This window comes from Methylocaldum szegediense, from assembly GCF_949769195.1.
GTDB lineage: Bacteria > Pseudomonadota > Gammaproteobacteria > Methylococcales > Methylococcaceae > Methylocaldum > Methylocaldum szegediense.
The window spans coordinates 2,030,054-2,052,135 of sequence record NZ_OX458333.1 but is presented as its reverse complement, the minus strand read 5'-3'; the positions used below and the strand labels follow the sequence as shown (position 1 = coordinate 2,052,135).

Annotated in this window: 21 protein-coding genes and 2 tRNA genes; 12 read left to right on the top strand and 11 right to left on the bottom strand. The window is 52.0% G+C overall.

What is annotated here, in order from left to right; translation table 11 throughout:
* The first annotated feature begins 123 nt into the window (after positions 1 to 123).
* From QEN43_RS08700 to QEN43_RS08690, 3 genes are read left to right on the top strand one after another with little or no spacing between them, the layout of a single operon-like run.
* Positions 124 to 429, top strand: a complete 306-nt coding sequence (locus QEN43_RS08700) for a hypothetical protein (RefSeq protein WP_317963963.1) — start codon at positions 124 to 126, stop codon at positions 427 to 429.
* A complete protein-coding gene (locus tag QEN43_RS08695) occupies positions 423 to 2,027 on the top strand; it encodes a replication endonuclease (protein ID WP_317963962.1) in 1,605 nt (534 codons plus the stop codon). Before QEN43_RS08700 ends, QEN43_RS08695 begins: the two co-directional genes overlap by 7 nt.
* Entirely contained in the window at positions 2,021 to 2,374 is a 354-nt protein-coding gene (locus tag QEN43_RS08690) for a hypothetical protein (RefSeq protein ID WP_317963961.1), read from the top strand. Before QEN43_RS08695 ends, QEN43_RS08690 begins: the two co-directional genes overlap by 7 nt.
* 371 nt (positions 2,375 to 2,745) lie before the next feature.
* Here QEN43_RS08690 and QEN43_RS08685 read toward each other — a convergent pair whose 3' ends face one another.
* On the bottom strand, positions 2,746 to 2,946 hold the full coding sequence (locus QEN43_RS08685) for a hypothetical protein (protein ID WP_317963960.1): 201 nt from the start codon (positions 2,944 to 2,946) through the stop codon (positions 2,746 to 2,748).
* Between the two features lie 986 nt (positions 2,947 to 3,932).
* Here QEN43_RS08685 and QEN43_RS08680 point away from each other — a divergent pair.
* Genes QEN43_RS08680 through mobF form a run of 5 tightly spaced genes read left to right on the top strand, consistent with a single transcriptional unit; the run spans position 3,933 to position 8,962 of the window.
* Positions 3,933 to 4,175 carry a DUF6290 family protein gene (locus QEN43_RS08680; RefSeq protein WP_317963959.1) on the top strand — a complete coding sequence of 81 codons (243 nt, stop codon included), beginning with the start codon at positions 3,933 to 3,935 and terminating at the stop codon, positions 4,173 to 4,175.
* Positions 4,176 to 4,186: 11 nt separating this feature from the next.
* Positions 4,187 to 4,375, top strand: coding sequence for a hypothetical protein (locus QEN43_RS08675; protein WP_317963958.1), 189 nt, complete (start codon positions 4,187 to 4,189; stop codon positions 4,373 to 4,375).
* A complete protein-coding gene (locus QEN43_RS08670; protein ID WP_317963957.1) occupies positions 4,372 to 4,710 on the top strand; it encodes a hypothetical protein in 339 nt (112 codons plus the stop codon). Before QEN43_RS08675 ends, QEN43_RS08670 begins: the two co-directional genes overlap by 4 nt.
* On the top strand, positions 4,664 to 6,451 hold the full coding sequence (locus tag QEN43_RS08665; RefSeq protein WP_317963956.1) for a type IV secretion system DNA-binding domain-containing protein: 1,788 nt from the start codon (positions 4,664 to 4,666) through the stop codon (positions 6,449 to 6,451). The genes QEN43_RS08670 and QEN43_RS08665 overlap by 47 nt, the downstream gene beginning before the upstream one ends.
* A gap of 12 nt (positions 6,452 to 6,463) precedes the next feature.
* The gene (mobF, locus tag QEN43_RS08660; RefSeq protein ID WP_317963955.1) at positions 6,464 to 8,962 is read left to right on the top strand and encodes a MobF family relaxase; all 2,499 of its coding nucleotides are present in this window, start codon (positions 6,464 to 6,466) and stop codon (positions 8,960 to 8,962) included.
* Between the two features lie 148 nt (positions 8,963 to 9,110).
* Here mobF and QEN43_RS08655 read toward each other — a convergent pair whose 3' ends face one another.
* From QEN43_RS08655 to QEN43_RS08625, 7 genes are all read right to left on the bottom strand, one after another.
* On the bottom strand, positions 9,111 to 10,298 hold the full coding sequence (locus tag QEN43_RS08655) for a tyrosine-type recombinase/integrase (protein ID WP_317963954.1): 1,188 nt from the start codon (positions 10,296 to 10,298) through the stop codon (positions 9,111 to 9,113).
* 183 nt (positions 10,299 to 10,481) lie between these two features.
* Positions 10,482 to 10,569, bottom strand: a tRNA-Leu gene (locus QEN43_RS08650).
* Positions 10,570 to 10,585: 16 nt separating this feature from the next.
* Positions 10,586 to 11,233: a response regulator gene (locus QEN43_RS08645; RefSeq protein ID WP_026611819.1), complete on the bottom strand. Its 648-nt coding sequence runs from the start codon at positions 11,231 to 11,233 to the stop codon at positions 10,586 to 10,588.
* A 41-nt stretch (positions 11,234 to 11,274) separates the two neighbouring features.
* A tRNA-Ser gene (locus QEN43_RS08640) sits at positions 11,275 to 11,364 on the bottom strand.
* Positions 11,365 to 11,538: 174 nt separating this feature from the next.
* The gene (dnaQ, locus tag QEN43_RS08635; protein WP_026611820.1) at positions 11,539 to 12,252 is read right to left on the bottom strand and encodes a DNA polymerase III subunit epsilon; all 714 of its coding nucleotides are present in this window, start codon (positions 12,250 to 12,252) and stop codon (positions 11,539 to 11,541) included.
* Entirely contained in the window at positions 12,233 to 12,715 is a 483-nt protein-coding gene (gene rnhA / locus QEN43_RS08630) for a ribonuclease HI (RefSeq protein ID WP_051332010.1), read from the bottom strand. Before rnhA ends, dnaQ begins: the two co-directional genes overlap by 20 nt.
* Entirely contained in the window at positions 12,712 to 13,455 is a 744-nt protein-coding gene (locus QEN43_RS08625) for a class I SAM-dependent methyltransferase (protein WP_084162350.1), read from the bottom strand. Before QEN43_RS08625 ends, rnhA begins: the two co-directional genes overlap by 4 nt.
* A gap of 60 nt (positions 13,456 to 13,515) precedes the next feature.
* Between QEN43_RS08625 and QEN43_RS08620 the strand changes: the two genes are divergently transcribed.
* Positions 13,516 to 15,234 (top strand): LysM peptidoglycan-binding domain-containing protein, encoded by a 1,719-nt coding sequence (locus tag QEN43_RS08620; RefSeq protein ID WP_026611821.1) that lies wholly within the window; start codon positions 13,516 to 13,518, stop codon positions 15,232 to 15,234.
* A gap of 864 nt (positions 15,235 to 16,098) precedes the next feature.
* On the opposite strand, the gene QEN43_RS08615 is transcribed toward QEN43_RS08620, so the two are convergent.
* Positions 16,099 to 17,475 (bottom strand): phenylacetate--CoA ligase family protein, encoded by a 1,377-nt coding sequence (locus tag QEN43_RS08615; protein WP_036269261.1) that lies wholly within the window; start codon positions 17,473 to 17,475, stop codon positions 16,099 to 16,101.
* Between the two features lie 263 nt (positions 17,476 to 17,738).
* On the opposite strand from QEN43_RS08615, the gene QEN43_RS08610 reads away from it, so the two are divergent.
* Positions 17,739 to 18,488 carry a S1 family peptidase gene (locus tag QEN43_RS08610; RefSeq protein ID WP_235726696.1) on the top strand — a complete coding sequence of 250 codons (750 nt, stop codon included), beginning with the start codon at positions 17,739 to 17,741 and terminating at the stop codon, positions 18,486 to 18,488.
* Between the two features lie 102 nt (positions 18,489 to 18,590).
* Positions 18,591 to 18,950, top strand: coding sequence for a ribosome silencing factor (gene rsfS / locus QEN43_RS08605; RefSeq protein ID WP_026611823.1), 360 nt, complete (start codon positions 18,591 to 18,593; stop codon positions 18,948 to 18,950).
* Between the two features lie 493 nt (positions 18,951 to 19,443).
* On the opposite strand, the gene QEN43_RS08600 is transcribed toward rsfS, so the two are convergent.
* Both QEN43_RS08600 and QEN43_RS08595 read right to left on the bottom strand, forming a co-directional pair.
* Positions 19,444 to 19,821, bottom strand: coding sequence for a (2Fe-2S) ferredoxin domain-containing protein (locus QEN43_RS08600; RefSeq protein ID WP_162144350.1), 378 nt, complete (start codon positions 19,819 to 19,821; stop codon positions 19,444 to 19,446).
* Between the two features lie 308 nt (positions 19,822 to 20,129).
* Positions 20,130 to 21,086, bottom strand: coding sequence for a transposase (locus tag QEN43_RS08595; protein WP_026611825.1), 957 nt, complete (start codon positions 21,084 to 21,086; stop codon positions 20,130 to 20,132).
* Positions 21,087 to 21,408: 322 nt separating this feature from the next.
* Here QEN43_RS08595 and QEN43_RS08590 point away from each other — a divergent pair, with 322 nt between their 5' ends.
* Complete coding sequence (locus QEN43_RS08590) at positions 21,409 to 22,062, top strand: PEP-CTERM domain protein (RefSeq protein ID WP_026611826.1); 654 nt, start codon at positions 21,409 to 21,411, stop codon at positions 22,060 to 22,062.
* Positions 22,063 to 22,082: the final 20 nt, after the last annotated feature.

Here is a 22,082-nt window from a genome sequence, read left to right as displayed (position 1 = left end):
GATCAACGCAACAAGCCACTTATGCAAAACTACATGCATAAGTATACATTATAAAGCCGCCTGTTGCAATAAAAAAATCTGATCGGCGCGCAAGCTCAGTTTTCCGGCTGAAGGAGCTGAGCTATGAACGAAGAATTCAGAAAAAACTTTTATCCCACACCGGTTTTAACCGCCAAGGGCGGAACAAGAGAAATGTTCCCCGCCCACATTTCCGAACAGCTTCAAAGCGAAGCGAGCGTTCGCCTTATTTTGGGCCGCCACTTCAACCAACTCTCAGCCGCCGAAAAACACAAACTCATCGACGGTTATCACGCCGCGTTGCACGAATCGACCGAAAAATATATTGAATACAAAAACTTTTTGGCGGAATACGCGGCCGAACTCGACGAACAAGAAGAACAAGAAGAAGAAGAATACCTGCCATGGTAAACAAAAAATCCGTACTACCGGGGCTGCCGCAAGAAATAAAACCCCTCGCCGCCGCCCTTTGGCAAGAAAGCGAGCTAAAAAAACGAAGCCTTTTCGATCTCACGGGCCAAAAACCCCTCTTACCGGAGGGTTACGACATCTCAGCCCGCTGGCAACGCATGCCCGAGATCGACGAATTGGCCTTTATGGACGAAGAACAAATCCGCCAAATCGCACAAAGCGAAGCCGAAGAAAATAAAGCGACATGGATTTTTTACAACAACGTTGTTAACTTAACTGATTTTGATAAAAACAAACACAAACAAATTCTGCGGGGCAAGGATCCGGTATCACTCCTTTTTGAAAACGCAACCAGGGGAGAAATAGAAACAGCGGATTTAAAACAAAACCCGCTGCCCGACGACACAGTCGTTATCCGCTGTTTAAACATAAAACTCAAACAACTCCCCGGCGATACAGTCCTAAGCAAAACATTACGCGCATGCGACCCCAAATTTATTCGCCGCGTTTTGCGTCGCCACGTGCGACGCGCCGCCGAATCGGCCGGATTGTGGCTCGGTATTGTTGGCAAAAAGCGGCACGAATATTGCAGCGATTACACATTGAGAAGCCGGATTGATATTGACAACGCGGCGGAGCAATGGGCATCGCGACGCCAAATAAAATGCGAAAACGCGACGCTCCCACTGATCGATATACTAAAAAAGGCCGACCAAAATCGAGCGTCAGAGCGGTACGTACTCAACAAATATATCTGCGAACTCGCCAAAAACGCGGGTTATATCGGCTTTTTCATTACCGCGACCTGCCCGCCAGAAATGCACCCAAACCCCAGCAACGGCAACGACAACTGGGACGGAACACTACCGGACGAGGCGGCAAAGTGGCTGCAAAAACGTTTTGCGCGCGTCAGAGCTTTGCTAGCAAAAAACAAAATCGAATATACCGGCTGTTGGACGAAAGAACCACACGCCGACGGATGCCCGCATATGCATTTTGTGTTTTTTTACAAACCAAAAATGCACAACGGGAAAAGCGCGCGACATATTGTTGCGCAGTCATTTGTAAAACATTTTCGCCACAGCAAAAACGCGTTGGAATTCAAAGAGATAGACTGGGAAAAAGGCAACCCCGCAAGCTACGCATTCAAATACATACAAAAAGCAACCGGCATCACGCCGGACGGCGACGACCCGAGCAACTTTGCCCGCGTACGAGCTGCACAAAAAGCTTGGCGCTTCCGCACGTTCGGGTATTTTGGGCTTAACTCGACACTCACAACTTGGCGAATGTGCAGAAAACTCAACGAAAAAGAAGCGAATCGCAGCGAACACGTTGCCGCGATGGCTGAAGCTGCCAAAAATAACGACTGGGCTGGTTTTTTTAGGCGCGATTCCGCGCGACGCGGATGGAAAGGCGCTCGTACGCCTGCATTACACCCCCTCCATAAACAAGTATGGCGACAAATGCAAAAAAGTCGCGGGCCTGGCCGATCTCACCGCACCGGAGCGGCCCCGGATAGCGCTGAAAACGCAGTGGGAAATATCGACATCACCAAAGGAAGGGACCAAGGATCAGCGGGTTACAGTTATTGTTAGTTGTCCCAAGTATTAATATAAATAAACATACAGACGAGCAACAAACACCGGCTGACCCGGCAAAAAACCCGCCGGAAACAGCAAAAACCGACCCGCCGGGGACAAGACTTGACTTACCGCCGTGGGAATATTGGCCGAAAAAACCGAAACCAAAACAAAAACCGCTGCAAATCAACGAAAAAATGCTCGCACTCATCGACCCGCGGCTTCGTATCGTCGAGCAAAATACATGGAATATCGTCATCTACAGCCCCGGAGTCGTGACCGACGAGCTTCGCCGGGCACTCGAAAGAAACGAGTCGCGTCATATATCCATCACGCGCCGCCCCGAATTTTCAACAGCCTGACGATTACCCACTCCCCCCGCCCTCTCCCCAAGGGAGAGGGAGCCGCTCGCCGCCGCGTGGCTCGGGGGGCAGGCCCAGCGGGCTTCGCCCTTGTTCCCGCCCCCTTCGCCTTCAGGCTATGGCGCTCCTGGCAGCGTCAAGGCCGTAAAAGGGGCCCGTGTCCTCGCCCTTTTTTATTTCAAAGGAAAAAGGGCTGCGGGCCGCGCCAGCCCCTTTTACTTTACCTTGACCCCGCCATCCGCGCCGCTTTACAACTAAACACCCAAGGTCGCGGGCTTGCTCCGGAAATGGACCCGACGCAGAGGCGGCTCTGGGATGAAAGCACGTGGGAAATTTCGGCCTCATCCAGGCAAAGGCCCAAGCCTGCTATATCAACAACCCCGGGATAACGACGGCAAAGCGCGATAATAAGCACTATCCCGACCCGCCAAAAACCCCTGCCAATACCAATATAACGGCTGCCCCTGAAACTCGGCAGGCGCATTATCGAGCATATCCCACAAGTCATCCGCGCTCATTTTCTCGGCATTCCGGTTCAGATATTCATCGAAATTCTCAGCACTTAAATACATATTCGACTCCTTCGTTAAAAGCAGCTTTATTATCGGTATAACAACGCTTTTTGTCAATCCCTAAAATATTTTTAACCGCTGGTTTTGGTAGGTATATATACATACCATAAAAACTCGCCGCATATAGTTATATCAAAATGTTATAAAACAATTTTGTATCGAATTGTATCAATTTTACAAAAACCGTTATCTGGCAAGCGTTTTTCGCAACTTAAAAATATCACAAAAACCCCCCCATTCAAGAACGCGAAGGACGCAGGCGCAAAAAACATCAGCGCACGAATCATCCGTGAATTTTGTAACCGTTACGATATCCAACTTAAGCCTTAAGAAGGAGCAAACAATATGCTTTCCCCCATTTTAAAGGACCGCAGATAGCGCGCGATAGGCCCCGAAAAGCCTGAGTTTTGAGCGCAGTCATAAAACCCAGGCTTTTTACTGAATAGTGCCAGATAGTTCCCGCCATAAACAGCTTTCCCGACCCTACCTTTTACCCCCTCATAGCGCCCGATAGTGCCACATAGCGCATCCACCGACCGGACGCCCGTTTTGATGCGCCGTCAAAGGGCGCTAACACGCACACACCACCGCCGCCGCCATGACGGGGGGGGGAAATCATACCCACATAGCGCGCCGTAGTACGTATAAAACCTGGCTTTGCGTTTTAAACAAGCAACAAAAACATACCCCATAGTGCGCCGTAGTACGTATAAATACTGGGCTTGCGGCACATCAAACAAAAAAGCAAAGCAAAACCCAAAAACTACACACCCGTCGCACCCCCTCCGGGTGCAGGGTGTACAACAACAAAACCCCCGAAAACCCACAAAATACAAGAACTACAACCCACTATCCGCCACACCCAAAAAACAAAAAGAAAACCCACAAAAACCAGATATATCGGGAACTATCTGGCACTATTAAAAATCTAAGCAATATACTATAATCCTAGTATATCTTTATTATCTTTTAAAGAGGTTTTAAATATGAGTACAACGGTAAGCATCCATGTGACAAAACAGCAATGGAAACTTTTTAAGGCAGCGGCGGAAAAGCAAGGCATAACGCTGAGCGACCTCATGCGCAGCGCAACGCAACAAGCGATCGACGCCGAGCAGCAAGAAGACCGACTCGCCGTCCTCGAAACAAAATTGGCGACCGGATTTAAGGCCCTATCAGAACAAATCGGCCTCGTCAAAAAGACGCTGGACGGCCTTGTCGCGGAATAAAGGAGCAATAAATGAACACCCCACCCGGCACGCGCATCCGCCCAATGCAACGTGATATCAGTGCAGCGCGCAGACACATCATCACATCCCCGTTGACCGCCGTATTCGCCGCCGCCATGGCGGGCGCGGTAATCGCGCACTCGGTCAATCAACTCGCCGAGCCGACGACCCTCGATTTTTGCACGGAGAAAAATAGATGAAGAAACACCCCGGGCCGCCGCGCGACTGGATCTTTGCCCTCACATTCAGTGTCCTGGCTTTTTGCATGGGCGCGGCTATCGCGCTCGCAGCATGCGCAACGCTATCGCATATCGCGCGCGGATGGCCGACGCTCGACGCGGGCGGCATGCTTGAGTTTTCGGGCTGGGTTTTAAAAAGTCTTTTCACAAACACAAAGGCCCGGGGATGGCAAAACATTTTCGAGGCGGCCGGATATATTGCAGCAGGAACCGGTGGTTTGTTTGCCTTCTTTGGGTTCAGATTCTCCGATGCGCGGGCGGCAAGTCAGAAACGACATAAAAACCGCCCAAACTGAAAGCAAAGAAGAAATCAAAATCAGCGAGCCCGGCATCAATCTACACCCCAATTTGCAAATCTCGCGCGACAGAGAGACCCGGGGCTTTTTGATCCTCGGCAGCATCGGCGGCGGAAAGACGCAAATCATAAATTATGTTGTAAATCAAATACTTTCGCGCGGCGATAAAGCTTTAATATTTGACAACAAGGGAGACTTCACAAGCGGCTTGCTCGATCAACCCGGCGTCAGGCTTATTGCCCCGTGGGACAGCCGCAGCCTTGCGTGGGATGTAGCGAAAGACTGCACGACAAAAGCCGATGCCGCCGAACTCGCCGCCAGACTGATCCCAGAGAGCAGCGATCCAACATGGAGCAACGGCGCTCGGCAAATACTTGCCGCGATGATCGTCCACGCGCAAAGCAACACGCCGGGCGAATGGAGCTTTGCCGACATAGCCGCAACGGCATCGAAGGAATACGAGCAGCTACGCGAAATATGCCTAGCTGCCGATCCAAAACTCGCCCTGCTACTCCCCGAAAAACCAACCAAAACAACCCAGTCTTTTTTGTCGCAACTTATTGTTTTTATGGGACAAGTTTTCAGCTTAGCGGACGCCTGGAGCGACTGCGGACACGGCGGGCCGGTGCAAAAATTTTCGCTTCGTAACTGGCTGCTAAACCCGCAAGCACAAGAGCAGCAAACAAAAATCCTGCTCATGCAATCGCATGGCAGGTATCAAAAATTGGCACAGGCTTACATTCAGTCGCTCATCAGCGCGTTAGCGAGCATCGTAAACAGCCCTGACCTACCCGACAGCAGAAAACGGCGGCTGTGGTTAGTCCTGGACGAGTTCCCGCAACTCGGGAAGGTTGAAAGCATAGAAAAATTTGTGGAAATCGGCCGAAGCAAGGGCGTCCGAACGCTGTTAGCAACGCAAGACATAAATCAGGTCCGGTCGATATATAGTCACGAATTCGCGAACGCGCTCAGCAGCATGGTCGGCACCGTCATTGCCTGTCGCACGCAAGGAGCCGAGACCCCGCAATGGCTCAGCAGCTTAATTGGCGAACGACAAGTAAAGCGGTACTCGCCGACTTTCAGCGCCCCGGTAAGCGGCCTAGGTGGTTATGCCGCGGTGCCGCAGCGAACTGATAACTGGCTAACAACAACCGAGCCGGTTGTCGCCCCGAACGAGTTTGCCATGCTGGGACCGAACAAAAACGGCGTGCAAGCCCTTTTACTCACCGGCGGCGAGTTTGTTTTTAAGCTCATCTGGCCCTTTTCAAAACTCCCCGGCGACAACGCCCCGACCGACCCCGCCCCGTGGACACAACCTGGCTGGCCCAACGCGGCCGACAAGGCCGCCGAAAACATCGCGCAACTCGACATCGACGTCGACACAAACAACCCCAAACCCAAAACAGCAGCGCAACCCCAAAACGAGCCGCAACACAAAAAAACCGAGCCGCGCGAACATGCCGAGGAGTTTTTTGACATGCTGCCAGTTGAAGCCGAAGCAAACGAAGAAAAAAAAGAAGAAAGCCTTTTTGACAAGAGCGCAGAGGAAGCATTGGGAGAAATCGCCGAAAACATCGCGCCCGAACCCATCGGGACTGTTTTGCAAGTCGTTGATTTAGTTGACAAAATACAGGACGCAAAAACAACGGCAGAACCCACAACCCCCGCGCCGATACACATCAAAAAGAGGCTCAAACGGAAAAAACGCGAGCACGAACACGAACAGCAAAACGAGCAATAAAAGGAGCAAAAAATGCTATCGATCAACGGCCTATCATCATCAAAAGGAAGTCCGAAAGATATCGCGGCGTACGCAGAAGGCGAAGCTGACGCGTTCAACAGGCCCGAAGATTATTATTCGGAAGGCGGGGAGAGGGCGGGGAAATGGTTTGGCGCAGGAGCCGAGGCGCTGGGGCTGAACAAATACAAACGCGAAGACTTCGAGGCGGTATTAGCCGGCCGGCATCCAAGCACAGGCGAGCAGCTGGGGCGAGCCGGCGGCAACGGCGGCAGGCGGCCGGGATACGATTTGACGTTCAGCGCACCCAAATCCGTTTCCGCAATTTGGGCCACAGCCGACGCCGAGCGTCGGACGGAAATCGAGGTGGCGCAACAAAAAGCAGTCGAAGCGACGCTTTTATATATACAAAAAAACTTGTTGATGGGGCGTCGCGGGAAGGGCGGGGCAGAAGTTGAAAACGTTGAAATGGTAGCCGCGACGTTCCAACACGGCACGAGCCGCGCTGGGGACCCCGACCTTCACACACACAGCATCATCGCAAACCTCGCCCGCAGGTCGGACGGCACGTTCGGCGCGATCGAGGCAAGCGATATTTTTCGACACAAAATGATGCTCGGAGCGATTTACCGCGCTCAACTCGCAGAGCAACTGCGCGAACTCGGCTATGAAATCCAAGCAGATAAAGACAGCTTTAAAGTCGCTCACGTGCCAGACGAGCTCTGCAAGCAGTGGAGCTCGAGAAGATCACAAATCGAAGCGGCACTAGCCGAGCGCGGCATAGAATCCGCTAAATCGGCTGAGATTGCAGCACTCAGCACTCGCAGCAGCAAGCAAGCTACCGACCGCGCTGAGCTGCCTAAACGCTGGTCGAAAGAAGCGGCCGAACACGGCTTTACGGCAGAGTCGGTTCACAACATCGCAAAAGCCCAGCCGGCGCAAAAAGAGATTGATACAACTGAGCTTTTGCGCAAACTGACGCAGCAGCAAAGCACGTTTAAGCGGAAAGACTTGCTTCGCGCTTTAGCAGTCGAGTGCCAGACCGCAGGCGGCGGACTGGCGCGGGTTGAAATGCTCGCCGACGAACTCTTGCACGGGCCAGAGATCGTCAGGCTGCGCGACGGACGGACGGGCGAAATATTTTTTACGACAAGGGAAATGCGAAAAGTCGAGAGCGACATGATCAACAGCGCTGCAAGTCTCGCTGCCGAAAATCAATTCGTGTTACGTAACAAAAATATCGAAGCGGCACTAAAAAAATTCGAAGCGCAAAACGGCTTTTCGCTTAGTAACGAGCAACAAAAAGCTGTTCAGCATATATGCCAAAGCGCAGGCATAGCACTCGTCCAAGGCGGCGCAGGAACGGGGAAAAGCACTATGCTTCGGGCTGCTCGGATCGCTTGGCAAGACGCCGGCTTTCGGGTCACCGGTGCCGCGCTAGCTGGCAAGGCGGCTCAAGGCTTGGAAGAGTCGGCGGGAATAAAAAGCCAGACACTACATAGCCTGTTGCACGAGCTACAGGCCGGCGAAAAAGCGTTATCGAACAAAGACATTGTTGTTATCGACGAAGCTGGAATGATCGGCTCTCGGCAAATGTCGACGTTACTAAAACATGCCGAGTCAGCCGGCGCGAAAGTAGTGCTAGTTGGCGATGCGAGGCAGCTGCAAGCTATCGATGCGGGCGGCGCGTTTAAAGCTTTGCAAGGCACGTTTGGAGCGGCGGAATTGCACGACATACGTCGTCAAAAAACGTTAGAAGACCGAGCGATGGTCAACGCTTTGGCCGCCGGTCAAGCCGCAGAAGCGCTTGAAGCACTGCGGAAATCGGGCGGACTGCACGCCGAAACTGACAAAGCCGCAGCAATGAAAGCCATGGTTTTGCGGTGGGCAGCAGAGCGGGACCCGCTCAAGCCCGGCGAGTCGCTTATGCTCGCCGGCACTCGCGCAGAAGTAAGGCAACTCAACGAACTAGCCCGGCAGGAAATGCGCAAATCCGGTTTTTTGTGGGGCATCGATTTCAAAGTGAACGAACAAAAGTTTGCGTGCGGCGACCGGATTCTTTTTACAAAAAACTCAAAAAAACTCGGCGTAAAGAATGGCACTTTAGCAACTATACAACGAATCGAGCAACACGAAAAAGGTTTTTATTTACAGGTAAAAACCGACGATGGGCAACTCGTTCGAGTTGATCCGGCGAAGTATGAGCATTTGCAGCACGGCTATGCAGTGAGTGTACATAAAAGCCAGGGGGCCACCGTCGATAAAGCTTACGCTTTGGTCAGCGAAGGCATGACCGACCGGGAATGGATGTATGTAGCGAGCAGCAGGCACAGAGAGACTCTGCACGTTTACGCCGATCGCGACACGGCAAGCGATCTCGAGAGCCTAATTGAGCGGTCACGACAAAAAGGCACGTCGCTCGATTTCGAGCCTGAGCAGGAGCAAGAGACGGAGCTGATGGAATACGAAGACGAAGCCGAAATTGAAGACGAGCGTGAACTGGAGATGAGCTAATGTCAACGCTAGCAACTGGCAACAGAGAAGCGCTATATAAAGAGATTTTTAAAAAATTGGCAGAAGCTCTCGACCTGCGGCACCCAGACAGGGAATTGATCGAAGCTGCTTTCGAAACACTCGACAGCGGGGCAGCAGGGCGCGTGCTTCATCCCGCTTTTCGCGCGCCCTCTCTTAAAGTGTCCAGGTAGTCAGCCCAAGCCTGCATCATCTTTCGGCGCTCTTCCAAGTGCTTCGTTCTGTTATAGGCCCGCCCGTTCGGATCACGCACGGCGTGCGCAAGCTGATGCTCGATGAAATCGGGACGAAAGCCTAAGACTTCATCCAGTACCGTACGGGCCAGCGCGCGAAAGCCGTGCCCGGTCATTTCCTCCTTGCTGTACCCCATACGCCGCAAAGCGGCCAAAATTGCGTTTTCGCTCATTGGGCGAGAACCGTCCAGTACCCGAGCACATGGGAACACGTAGCGCCCCGAGCCGGTCAATGCGTAAAGCGCTCTTAGGATTTCGACAGCCTGAGTCGCTAGCGGCACAATATGCGGAGTTTCAGTTTTTGTTACAAGGTAACGCCATTCTGCCGCGTCCAGGTCGATATGGGACCATTCTGCCGTTCGCAGTTCGCCGGGACGGACGAACACCAAGGGAGCCAGCCTTAAGGCGCATTTAACAATAAACGTGCCCTCATAGCTATCGATCACGCGCAATAACTCAGCTATCTTTCCCGGCTCAGTCACCGCAGCAAAATGCTTGCGCTTAACCGGCGCGAGCGCCCCTTTTAAGTCGGCGGAAATATCGCGATCGGCCCGCCCGGTCGCGATTGCATAACGAAAAATCTGTCCGCAGTATTGCAGCGCCCGGTGTGCCGTTTCCATCGCGCCGCGGTCTTCGATGCGCCTAAGCACCGCGAGAAGTTCAGGGGCGTTTATCTCCCTGATCGGCAGCTTACCCAACCACGGAAAAATGTCCCGCTCGAAGCGGCGGAGGATTCGTTCCGCGTGTAGCGGCGTCCAACCCGAAGAAAACTTTAAATGCCACTCCCGCGCGACAGCCTCAAAACTATCGGACTCGGCGGCTTTGGTTGCCTTTTTATGTAAGCTTGGATCGATACCTTCGGCGAGCAGGGTGCGTGCTTCATCCCGCTTTTCGCGCGCCCGCTTAAGCGAGACATCGGGAAAACTTCCGAGAGCAAGCGTTTTCTGCCTCCCCTCGAAACGATAGTTTATCCGCCAGAGCTTACCGCCCGATGGAGTCACAAGAAGATACAGCCCCTTTTCATCAGTCAGTTTATAAGGCTTTTCTTTCGGGTTGGCGCGGCGTACAGCAGTGTCACTCAGCATTTTTAAATACCATCAACAACAATGATGGTATGCAAAGATAGCAGACAACAGAGACCATCATAAATACCATCAGGCGGATGGTATTCAGTGGGATTCAGTGAAATACCCTGAGACTAATCTATGGGCTAAGTGGATGTTTTTTTGAGGATTTTAGATAATATGAAACGCGCTGGGACTGGTGAATGGTGCCTCGGGCCGGAATCGAACCGGCACGCCGTGTTAGGGCGCAGGATTTTAAGTCCTGTGTGTCTACCTATTCCACCACCGAGGCAAATGGTCGTGAATCCTCATCGAATGGGGGCGTCACTAATAAAATCATATCGTGCCGCCAGTCGCGTCAGTTCAACGTCATTTTTGACGGCGAGTTTGTCATATGCACGATACCGGTAGGTATTTACCGTTTTGGGACTGATCGTGAGCATATCCGCCATGTCCTGTATCGATCGACCTTGGAGCGTCATGACGACAACTTGCAGTTCGCGGTAGGACAAATTGTTAAAGGGTGACGAGGATTGATCCGGCAGCTTGGCTAATGCCATCTTACAGGCAACGTCTTGGCTGAGATAGCGTTTGCCCTCGGAGACCGTCAGAATGGCATTGATCAGTTCGTGGATAGGACAACTCTTCGAGACATAACCGTGTGCGCCCAGGTTCAGAAGTTGGTGTGGAAACGGCCCGTCAGTGTACACACTCAAAGCGACGATTTTTATCTGCGGGTGCTTTTGACTGATCTTTCGGCACGCTTCTATTCCTCCAATACCCGGCATGTTGACATCCATCACAATCACGTCGGGACTCAACCGGTCGGTTTGCTCTATCGCTTCCTCACCCGAGCGTGCTATCCCGATTACCTTCATGTTCTCGGCTTCATTCAGTAGGTGCTCGATACCCGTTCGGACGAGTTCATGATCATCTACCAGAAGGATGCCGATCATAAGGTCAATGGTGAAGACTGAGCTAGCACTTAACTGTGATCTGGCGGAGAGGGAGGGATTCGAACCCCCGGACGGGATCAACCGTCAACGGTTTTCAAGACCGCCGCTTTAAACCACTCAGCCACCTCTCCTTAAGATTAACCATTCACTTTATAAGAATAACGCATAAGTATTCTTGGTTCTATCTGTTCTATCTTAGGAAGCTCCGTAAATCCTTCGACCAGTTCAGGACAGACTTGTCCAACTCTCTCCTAAGCCTTGTCGAGAGGCGCGAATGGAATCCAATCGTTAGGAGCTTCTTTATTTTAGGCTTTCCAAAGACATTTTCCGTTGCTTGCCTTGCGGATGGTTTCGAGGCTTGAGAGGTGGGCCTGAAATTCCGTTTCGTTGCAACGGATGATCCTAAGCGGCGGGCGACTCGCTGATACGGCAATTTTCGATGTTTGTCGCGATTTGCGGGAACCCTCTTCTATCGACTCCGGTTCCAATACCAGCAATGTCTGGCCGCCGGTCATCGCTAGGTAGACTTCGGCTAGGATCTCGGCATCAAGCAGCGCTCCGTGCAGTTCTCGGTGCCGATTGTCTATATTGTACCGCTTGCACAATGCATCCAGGTTGTTGCGCTGTCCGGGGTGTTTTTTTCTGGCGAGCACCAGTGTGTCGAGAACGGTGCAATACTCCGTCACGCTGGCAAGACCGCCAGGTAGTCGTTGTAATTCGTGGTCGATAAATCCAATATCGAACGGGGCATTGTGAATAATGAGTTCAGCGCCCTTGATATACGCCAGAAAGTCCTCGGCAACATCAGCAAAACGAGGTTTATCGGCCAAAAATTCGGAGCTTAACCCATGGACCTCGACGGCTCCGGGGTCGATGTCTCGCTCGGGGTTAAGGTAGACGTGAAAGCGATTTCCCGTCAGGCGACGATTGACGAGTTCCACGCAGCCGATTTCGATGATGCGATGTCCTTCCGCCGGGTCGAGCCCCGTGGTTTCGGTATCAAGTACGACCTGTCGCATGAGTCGTGCTCTGTTTTGGCGCGGATTTTAAGAGTTCATCTATCGCGCGGTTAGCGAGCGCGTCGGCTCGTTCATTCTCAACATGACCGGCATGTCCCTTGATCCACTTCCATTCAATGCTATGTTGCTGCTGGGCGGCAACGAGACGCTGCCAGAGGTCGACGTTTTTGACCGGCTTTCTTGCAGCGGTTTTCCAGCCTCTTCGAATCCAGTCCGGTAACCACTCGGAAATGCCTTTGAGTAGATAAAGTGAATCTGTGGTTATGCAGACTTTGCTCGGCTTTTTTAGAGCTTCCAGCCCCTTGATCGCCGCCATGAGTTCCATGCGATTGTTGGTGGTGTTCGGTTCCGCTCCGTAAAGCTCCCGCTCTTTGTCCTTGTATTTCAGTACTGCGCCCCACCCGCCGGGTCCTGGGTTGCCGCGGCAAGCGCCATCAGTATAAATGTTGACTGTATTATTCACTGGGTCTCTTGTTTTAACGTCTCGAACATGTGGCCGGGTACCAAATCGGGGGTGCCGATCCACTTCGGCTCGATCGGTATCAATGTGTATGTTCTCTTGATCGCCTTAATACCGAAAGCGAACGAAAGATAAGCGCGAGACTTGCTAAAAAACGAGTTGGGGTTTCGTATCACTTTGGATGAAGCGAGGTTGAATGCCGCGCTGTACTCAGCATCAAATTTTAGGAGACTCAGCCAATCTAATAAACGGTAGCTGCTGATGAAATTCAGCCGCCAAAACGGTGAGCGTCGTGAAAGATACTGTAGGATGCCGCGTACGCTCCACGGATTTAAGCCAAGGATGAAGAGCCGGCCGTTAGGTTTCAACACGCGTTCGACCTCATGCAGGACCTGATGTCTGTTGGCTTCGAAGTCGATGACATGGGGCAGTAGCAGGATGTCGATGCTCGCGGTGGCGACGGGCAAAGCGTCGGGAGAGGCCGTGATGACGTGTTTGGCATACGGCTCGCCTCTGGGCTCGGTGTTTACAAGGACGAAGTTATGGATATTCGTCTCATCGATATACAAATTTTCGCATCCCAGTCGGCCGACTTGTAAAATCCTCTGGTTGAAAGTAGGATTTATACAAGCCTGGAGGTAGGATGCCTCAATGGTCTGCAATATCTGTCCTAGAGTTGTGGCGTGATACCACTCCAGAAATAGCTGGCGAAGGTGGGGTGACGGCGCGCGTTTTGTTTTCATTGACTAAACTGGTGGTATGCCGCTATAAAGCACCCGATTTCGAACTCTGAGGTAGACACGATGAGACGGCCAAAACGCGATGTAAAGCTTCTCTGTTATGCATCAGTTTTCGCCTTGTCTCTCAGTGCCTGTACGCATCACGCCGGCAAGCCAAAGAACGACAACAGTTTAACCGACAATTTGCAGCCAGCGTCAACGGCTGCGAGCAAAAAATCGCGTGTTTTCCATATTTCCAAGAGTACGAGTCGTTGGTTTAAGAAGAAGAACAAGTCCGCTGCCGGAGGGTCGCGCACTGGCGGCAAAAAGCTGGCCGAGTATGACAGTCTTTGGGATCGGCTATTCGATTCGTACAGTTTGCCTCCCGTCGAACACGAGGACATCGATCGCGAGCTCGAATGGTTTATAAACCATCCGGGATACGTGGATCGCGTGCAGAAAAGGGCCGAACCTTTTCTCTATTCGATCGTCAAGCAGTTCGAAAAGCACAATGTTCCAGGCGAGTTGGCACTATTGCCCGTTATCGAAAGTGCATTTCAGCCCGATGCGGTATCTCCTGCCAAAGCCGCTGGTCTATGGCAGTTCATCCCCTCTACCGGGCGTATTTACGGTCTGAAACAAAGCCGCTCCTATGATGGTCGCCGTGATGTTTACGCCTCGACGCGGGCGGCGATCAAATACTTAAAGAAGCTTCATTCGGATTTCAATGGCGATTGGTTGCTTGCGATCGCAGCATACAACTGCGGCGAGGGTGCGGTAGCTAGAGCGATTCAGAAAAACGAAGCCCGGAATAAGCCCACCGACTTTTGGTCGTTGGATTTGCCGGAAGAAACACGGGTCTATGTTCCTCGCCTTTTGGCCGTTGCGAAACTATTCGCCGAGGCTGAGCAGTATGGAATCGATCTTCACCATATCCCCAACGAAGCGTTGTTCAAACCAGTCAAGATAGACACGAAGGTGGATCTTGCGCTCGCAGCCGATGCGGCCGATATATCTCTGGATAAGCTCTACGAATTGAATCCGGGATTCAAGCACCGATATGCCGATGTAGAGGGAAGTTATAGGTTATTTATTCCGGCCGATAAGAAAATCAGCGAATTTAAGCAGGAGTTGGAACGGCTGGCTCAACAGAGCCAATCTCCGAATCAAGGTCGTCCATCGATTGCCGATGAGCTAATTGCTGCACGGGATTCGAAAGTGACAGGGACTTACAGCAGGCGCGTTGATGAAAACCGTAAGCTGCTGAAGGGGAAAAGTAGCAACAGCGCCGAGAAGGGAGGCGGTCGTCGAAGAGTTGCAGTAGCGGCGTCCAAACCGAACGGTAAGGTCGTTTCCGCGAATGGTAAGATTGTTTCCAAAATCAGAAGTGAAAACTCTGTTGCGCTCGCTTCTGCGAGCCGCAAACCGGCGGCATCACTAGGCAAGCAGTCGACCTATACCGTCCAAGCAGGGGATACACTTTGGTCCATAGCAAAGAAGAACTCGGTTGACGTCGAGCAACTGGCCAAGTGGAATGGCCTATCAGTGAAAAACGGGGTCGTCAAGGCCGGCCAGACGTTGGTGCTTTGGAACAAGGATGCAGGCAAGAAGCTTGCGATCGCCAGTTCTGGGATTAAACCGTCGCAATCTATCAGATATACCGTTCAGCAGGGGGATACGTTGTTTTCGATCTCGAAGCGCTTCAAAGTCAGCGTGGCCGACTTGCGAAAGTGGAACGGTTCTAAGGTGGAGAAACACATCCAGCCGGGTACGAGCATCATGGTCCAAGTCGAGCGAGACTAGGGCTGTGGGCAATTGAGTATCCGGGGTCAGGTCTGGTCTTTGTTTAGTCGCTGGCCGAGGATATCGACCACTACGACCACGCCATGATCGATTGCATGCTCCTGCGGTCGCATTAAATAGTGCGCCGGCGCAAAAAGGGGCGTTGCACGCCAGGCGATGGAAGCAGCTGCGGTGGTCTGACCATCAAGATTCACGCCACCGTCGATGCCCGGGGCGATCCGATGGCCTTCTATTTCACGCCAGGCAAGCTCACGATCGGAAGGCGCCGATGTCCTGCTACTGGATACGCCAGCGGCAACCCTCAATGCCGACCAGGCCTATGATGCCCAGAGCTACGTGGTCGTTTCTTTGGCGCTGGCTGGCAAGAGCATGGTCATTCCTTCTAACCCCCCTCGCAAGCAGAGGCGCGAAGACGATCGCGGTGTCGACCAGGCACGCCACCTGATCGAACACGCTTATGTAATACCGCGCTATCGCCCACCTGCTGTAACAAGACCGCGTGCGATGTCCTTATGGCAACCCGTCTTGTCGCAGCAGTCTTGCTCAATTGATGAGCGACTCTGGTCGATTGACCGCAATTTATTAATCAGGCCAGCGAATACCCTCCTGGTATTTACGGGCCGCCGCTCAGGCCGGCGCACCCCCGGCCCGCGGTCACGCGACTTGTTGTCGCGCCGGGGCATCCAGGCCCGGATTAGCCCAGCCGATATTTATCGCCCGGGGGAACAGAGCCTCTCTCGGTCGGTGCGAAAATCCTTCGACTTCCCGCACAGCCAACGGCCACTGAGATAGACTATTAAGTCAAGCTTTTTAACCATTTAAGAAAGCTGTTACGCCTAGTTTAGTGTGGGGCAAGCGCTTGGACTAGGAGCGGATTTCGAGCTTGTCTGGCAGCGGTACGTGGCTAACGACGTAACGGTACTTTCCTGAAGCCTCCGGCGGTATCTTGTCCACGAGGGCGATCTCGATATCTACGTTTTGTCCCATCCGGTTTTGCATCTGTGTTCTTATTTCATCCTTTGCGTTTTCTTGCCAAGCGGAGTTTGGAACAACCATAACCTCGATACGATTAGTCGAGGGTTGGACAATCTTAAATTCGCTAACCCCTTCGACTGCACGGAGCACATAGATGACAGCCAGCGCGTGCATGATGGTTCCATCGGGACGCACGACGAAATCAGTCGATCTCCCCACGATTTCGCTTATCACGTGTAGGCCCCGTCCAGATTTGCACGAATCCTGCGCCTGTCGCGCCATGTCGCCGGTTCGGTAACGGATGAATGGCTGCGCATCCGAACACAGGTTTGTAATGACGATTTCTCCGATTTTGCCTGGCGTGACAGGGATTCCGTCGTCATCCAAAATCTCGACAATCAAACTTTCGCTGCTCACTAACATTTGACCTTGCGGCGATTCGACGGCGACCAACCCACCATCGCGGCATCCGTATTCGTTCGATACCGGCTTATCGAAGACTTCCTCGATGATTGCACGCTGTTCGGGAAATAAAGGTTCTCCCGTGGTACAAACCACTTTGAGGCGTGGCAGTCTGGGGAGCTGATTCCTACGGTTGGCGTAGGATGCCAAAAGGCTCAAGCTGCTTGCATAGCCATAGATACATGCAGGATTAAAAGATTGAATGGCTTTGAGATAATCATTCATTCGAGCTTCAGACATCTCAAAAGCATTCAAGAGCAATTGATTAAAGAGTCGATCTCGTATTTTTTTAACCAAATCAGTTTTGTTAAGTTCTACGGGTGCGCCCCACAAGAAGATTTCAGGTTCGCCCACATCGACCTGCCACCACCGGCGTGCGCGCATGCGAGAAGCAGCATCGGCTGCTTGCCGCTTCCTGCCGAAGTAAAAAATCAGGGGCTGGCCACTGGAGCCGCCGGTATTGTAAAGAAACGCGCCTCCCGGGACGCCTCTCCATACGATGCGTTCCCTGTTGGCGGATGCATCCGCTTTATTCATTGTTGGCAAACGACGGAGGTCGTCGAACGTTAACGGGCGGTCCGCGTCCAAGTCGAGACCCGCGGCACGGATGCGTTCTGCATGCCACGGGCTGTGAGCATTGGCAACCTGTAGTAGTGTCCGCAATTTTTCCATTTGCATCCGTTCGATGGCTTCACGCGAAAGCCATTGTGTTTTTTCCAATTCATTCAGGTAAGCGAACGTGGGGCGGTTTACCAGCTTTTCATGTACGGGATAAAGAATCTGTTTAACTAGTTTTGGATGCATGATCGATAAGTGTTTCTTGAGCGTGTGGTTCGATGAATCTAGGTTTCGCCGAAAACCGTGGGAGTATAGGAGCCATATTTGAAATTACCTGAACACGAACGGCGCAGCGGCTTTCTATAGCGCGGGCGCGAGTATACCGATCTGGTGTGATCATAATAGAAAATTCATCGGACCCGCCGGCTTATCGCATAATGGAGTGTATGTAACAATTATCCTGATTATTTTGAATGCGGCTACGAAATCTCTTATTTATCGGATTCGGAGTGTTAAGTTTAAGCTTGAGTTTTGCTTCTCGACTCGTAGCGGATGATCTCCCCGACACCATAAAGAAGATCAAACCGTCTATCGTCGGCGTAGGGACTTACCAGAGAACACGAACGCCGGCTGCGGTGTTTCGGGGGACTGGCTTCAGCGTTGGTGATGGTCTGCACATCCTGACGAACGCGCATGTTCTTCCAGATGTGGTTGACAAATCAAAGTTCGAGATGCTGGCCGTGTTTACTCGTGACGGAGAAAAGCAAAGCGTTAGGCGGGCCGCTGAAGTCGCAATCGATGCATCACATGACATCGCACTGCTGAGAATCGGAGGACCGCCTTTGGTGCCCATGCGACTGGGAGATTCGAACAAGGTGAGGGAGGGAGAGCCGTATGCCTTTACCGGTTACCCGATTGGCATGGTTTTAGGGCTCAATCCCGTTACGCATCGCGCAATTATTTCAGCCATAAGCCCGATCGCAATTCCGGCGCATACCTCACAGCGGCTGAACGCGAAAATGATTCAGCGGCTTACTGATCCGTACGAAGTTTTCCAGCTTGACGCAACGGCTTATCCCGGAAACAGTGGAAGTCCGTTATACGATCCCAAGAGCGGCGAGGTCGTCGGGATAATCAACAAAGTTTTTGTCCAAGAAACGAAGGAGAATCTTCTTGAGCGCCCGAGCGGGATCAGCTATGCGATCCCGATCAAGTATGCCCTGAGCTTGTTGAGCGCGAATGGGATAAAACAACCATGAACTGAAGGTTCGTTGCAACCAACGGAGTGTTTTGCGCTATTCCCAGGTCCATAGAAAAATGACAGTCACCTACTTTAGGAGTGCATCCTTTTGAATAGACCCATGACTACAGACCAACTGCTACAAATTGTTCTGCTCGCTCTGGACGATGGTAAAGGTAAGGATATCAAGGTCATAGATGTCAGAAAAAAAACCAGTATCGCCGACTTTATGGTAATTGTCAGCGGCACTTCGGAGCGGCACGTAAAATCGCTGGCCGATCATGTGATTGACGAAGCGAAAAAGAACGAGGTCCAGCCGCTAGGCGTAGAAGGGCAGGGAGGCGGAGAATGGGTCTTGGTCGATTTAGGGGATGTAATTGTTCATGTGATGAAGCCGCAAACGCGAGAGTTTTATCAGCTCGAAAAATTTTGGCAGGCCGATCATTTGCCGCTTTATGCAGTGGCGAGTGCAGCGCATTGAGAGAGGCTATCGCGGTTATATCACCGCTTGGACGAGCTACTGAACATTAACGGTTAAACCGAAAACAAACCATGGCCTACTGAACTTGACGGGAAGGTGTCTGCGGTCGATTGATACCACAGGCACGCTCTTTTCCGAGGATGTCGTCGTAAGCTACCAAACCGTTCAGGTCGTGGATTTAATCGAGCGCTATCATTTCGACTCTGGCTGTGTCTCTTATGCCGCGTACTTCGGTAACGCCGTTGGACAGATGGATTAACTTTCCTTGCTGAATGGCCCTACGATCGTTGTCGATTACCTCTACGGATCGTTTGTCTGCCAGATTGATCCCTCGCACCTGACGATGACAAGGGAAGCGTTTGATACGCGGCGGTTAAGGAACCTCTATTTAGTCCATCGACGGGCTAAGAACGAACGGTACGCTGTTGACTCTTTTTGTGGTGACCCTGCCGAGTGATCGGTGTCGAACTCAGGATATCGTCTGTCTCACAAGTCACTGTTCGACTTGAAGCGTTGCAAACGCGTACTCGGTTACCGGCTTCCCATGGATAAGATGTTCTTGAATGATTCGCTCGAGCACTTCCGGCGTACAGGAGTGGTACCAAACTCCCTCCGGATAAACGACCGCTATCGGCCCATGACGGCATACCCGCAGACAATTGGCCTTGGTTCGCTGGACTCCGGCGGAACCGGTCAGTTTCAACTCGTCCAGCCGGCGCTTTAAATATTCCCAGGATTCTAACCCCGAGGATTTTGTACAGCACTTGGGTTTGGTTTGATCGCAGCAGAGAAAGATATGCCTTTTTGTTGCCGAGATTGCAAGACCTTGGGCAATCGCGTGCAGATCTTTGTTGATATCGCTTTCGTTCATCCGTTTTCCAGTTTAGAGATAAAAAACAGGCGTTGCCATTTCCGACCTCACGTCTCCGCCATTGCGTAGCCGTGGTTTGCCGAGGTCGGGGATTTCTCACTATTGATGTCAGGAAATTTTACGGTCGTATAGACTTGATTCCATTCGTAATTTTTGTCTTAACCCACCAATTTCGTCGATGTACCCGCTTCGTAGAAGCGAAATTGGAGCCGTAAATGTCAGGAATTTTTACATACTGTAAATCAGACGAAACAAGAAGTCTGAGTTATCCAATTTCAGCGGCACAAACGCGAGCGAGATACACGGGGTCAGGCTTTGGTAAATGTGGAAATGGTCAGTAGGTTCATCAATCGCTGGACCTCCGCTGCCAATTCGGATTCCTGCTTCATACGCTCCCGCAGGCGATTTACCGCCGTGCTCAAGGTCGATATATCCCGATCGAAGAAATTGCCGACCTCAGTCAAGGTGGCAGCGCCGAGTTCCAACGCTAGAAACGCGATTAGCGCACGAGCTGCGGCTCCCGCTCGACCACGGTCGGGACCGCGTACTTGATCCAAATCCATCTTGCGAGCCGCGCAGACTACGCTGATGATCGATTCAAGTTTGATTTGTTTTTTGGGTGGCTGTTTGGCTTGTTTAAGGGCGTTCTCGACAAACTCATCGTCCCCGAGTATACGGCCGCCAGCTTTGCCTTGATAGAAATCGAGGCGATGTTCCTCTTGTAACCCGTCGGCGATGAAATGCGCATATCGCTCGCGTGCTGTCGTTACATCTTGAGCTAGTTGGGAGTAGATCCACTCCGTGGTGAGCCAGCTGACGCGATCCATGCCGAGATAAGCTCGGTGGCTGCTCCAGCGGTATTCCGCGGGATCGCTTATCAGCTGAGCACGGACCGGATTGAGATGGATGTAGCGGACGAGATCCAGCAGGTAAGCGTCGGCATCGATCAGAATCGCTTTGAACCGCCCCTGGAACAGATGGCCGATCCGGTTTTCGTGTTTGTTGATCCAGCGTGTGTAGCGGAAAGCCAGGTGTTGCATGATTTTCGAGAGCGGTACATCGCCGACCTGAATGGCCAAGTGGATATGATTTGGCATCCAGCAATAGGCGTGGATACGGTGCCCGAAACGAGAAACGCCCTCGTCAACCAATTCCTCGAAAGTGTCTCTGTCCTCATCGTGGAAAAAGATAGGCTGACCGCCGTTGCCGCGAAGCATGGTGTGATAAACGGCGTTTGGGATGTGTATGCGGGGTTTTCTGGCCACTACGCTATGCCCTAAAAAGCTACAACATCGACTATAACGGATGTAAATAAAAAACCAAAGCCTGACCCTGGCTTTGTATCTTATTGGCGTGCATGGCACAAAAAGTGCTTGTGGTGTTGGGCGTGAACGAGCTCGGTTCGCAAGGCACAAAAATGCCAATATTTTTGAGAGTCTATAAACATGGCACCAACATTATTTGAAAACGTGGATCACGAACGGAGGCGCTGGATCAGTCTGTTAGCGGGAGTAATTGCACTTGGTTTTTCTTTTTACAGCACTTCGGTCTCAGCTACACCGATAGGCCCAAATTGCCCGAGTTGCAATGGAGGTATTTACACTCTTACAAGCACCCAGGACATCGGGGACTCCGATACTGAGGATACTTTACCGTGTAACTTTAACCGTCGATACAAGCGGGATTCCGGGTTATTTGACCGGTCAGGGTAAAACGGGGCCTTTTTACATCGATGCTGTGGCGGTAAAAGTTAGTAGTGAGGTAATCAGCGCGATCCTAGTCGATGCTCCTGACGCATCCGGCAATCAAGGAGGACAATCTAATTGGCAAATTGTGCCCGGTGGTCTTAACGCCAATGGCTGCAGTGGAGCCGGAAGTGGGTTCGAGTGCGCCGACTGGATGACTCTCGGTAGCTTTGGCGTTCCGGTTGAGACCGATGACAATCTACTGAGCTGGACTTTTGAGATCACCGTGGCTGCCGGCCAATTCTTCGGGTTCGAAGGTACAACCGATGACCCGGCGAGCATAAAGATGCGTTTTCTGGATGGTTCAGGCAAAAAAGTGGACAAACTTCTTTCCGAGAATATCTGGATTCAGGAGCCCCTTGTTCCGCCCCCAACTGGCCCTGATGACCCTCCCCCAACTGGCGGTGATAACCCTGTACCCGAGCCTGGCGTTCTGTCCCTCTTGGTTGCAGGCGTTCTCGGATTACGGGCAACGATCAGAAGAAGGAAAGTTTGATTCAGGTTTCGAGGGTTAAT

Coding starts and splice junctions, on each gene's coding strand:
- QEN43_RS08680 (WP_317963959.1), top strand. CDS start 3,933: ATGAGTACAACGGTAAGCATCCATGTGACAAAACAGCAATGGAAACTT.
- QEN43_RS08670 (WP_317963957.1), top strand. CDS start 4,372: ATGAAGAAACACCCCGGGCCGCCGCGCGACTGGATCTTTGCCCTCACA.
- QEN43_RS08695 (WP_317963962.1), top strand. CDS start 423: ATGGTAAACAAAAAATCCGTACTACCGGGGCTGCCGCAAGAAATAAAA.
- QEN43_RS08675 (WP_317963958.1), top strand. CDS start 4,187: ATGAACACCCCACCCGGCACGCGCATCCGCCCAATGCAACGTGATATC.
- QEN43_RS08665 (WP_317963956.1), top strand. CDS start 4,664: ATGCGCGGGCGGCAAGTCAGAAACGACATAAAAACCGCCCAAACTGAA.
- mobF (WP_317963955.1), top strand. CDS start 6,464: ATGCTATCGATCAACGGCCTATCATCATCAAAAGGAAGTCCGAAAGAT.
- QEN43_RS08620 (WP_026611821.1), top strand. CDS start 13,516: ATGAGACGGCCAAAACGCGATGTAAAGCTTCTCTGTTATGCATCAGTT.
- QEN43_RS08625 (WP_084162350.1), bottom strand. CDS start 13,455: ATGAAAACAAAACGCGCGCCGTCACCCCACCTTCGCCAGCTATTTCTG.
- QEN43_RS08590 (WP_026611826.1), top strand. CDS start 21,409: ATGGAGGTATTTACACTCTTACAAGCACCCAGGACATCGGGGACTCCG.
- QEN43_RS08700 (WP_317963963.1), top strand. CDS start 124: ATGAACGAAGAATTCAGAAAAAACTTTTATCCCACACCGGTTTTAACC.
- QEN43_RS08655 (WP_317963954.1), bottom strand. CDS start 10,298: ATGCTGAGTGACACTGCTGTACGCCGCGCCAACCCGAAAGAAAAGCCT.
- rsfS (WP_026611823.1), top strand. CDS start 18,591: ATGACTACAGACCAACTGCTACAAATTGTTCTGCTCGCTCTGGACGAT.
- QEN43_RS08685 (WP_317963960.1), bottom strand. CDS start 2,946: ATGTATTTAAGTGCTGAGAATTTCGATGAATATCTGAACCGGAATGCC.
- dnaQ (WP_026611820.1), bottom strand. CDS start 12,252: ATGCGACAGGTCGTACTTGATACCGAAACCACGGGGCTCGACCCGGCG.
- QEN43_RS08615 (WP_036269261.1), bottom strand. CDS start 17,475: ATGCATCCAAAACTAGTTAAACAGATTCTTTATCCCGTACATGAAAAG.
- QEN43_RS08600 (WP_162144350.1), bottom strand. CDS start 19,821: ATGAACGAAAGCGATATCAACAAAGATCTGCACGCGATTGCCCAAGGT.
- QEN43_RS08645 (WP_026611819.1), bottom strand. CDS start 11,233: ATGATCGGCATCCTTCTGGTAGATGATCATGAACTCGTCCGAACGGGT.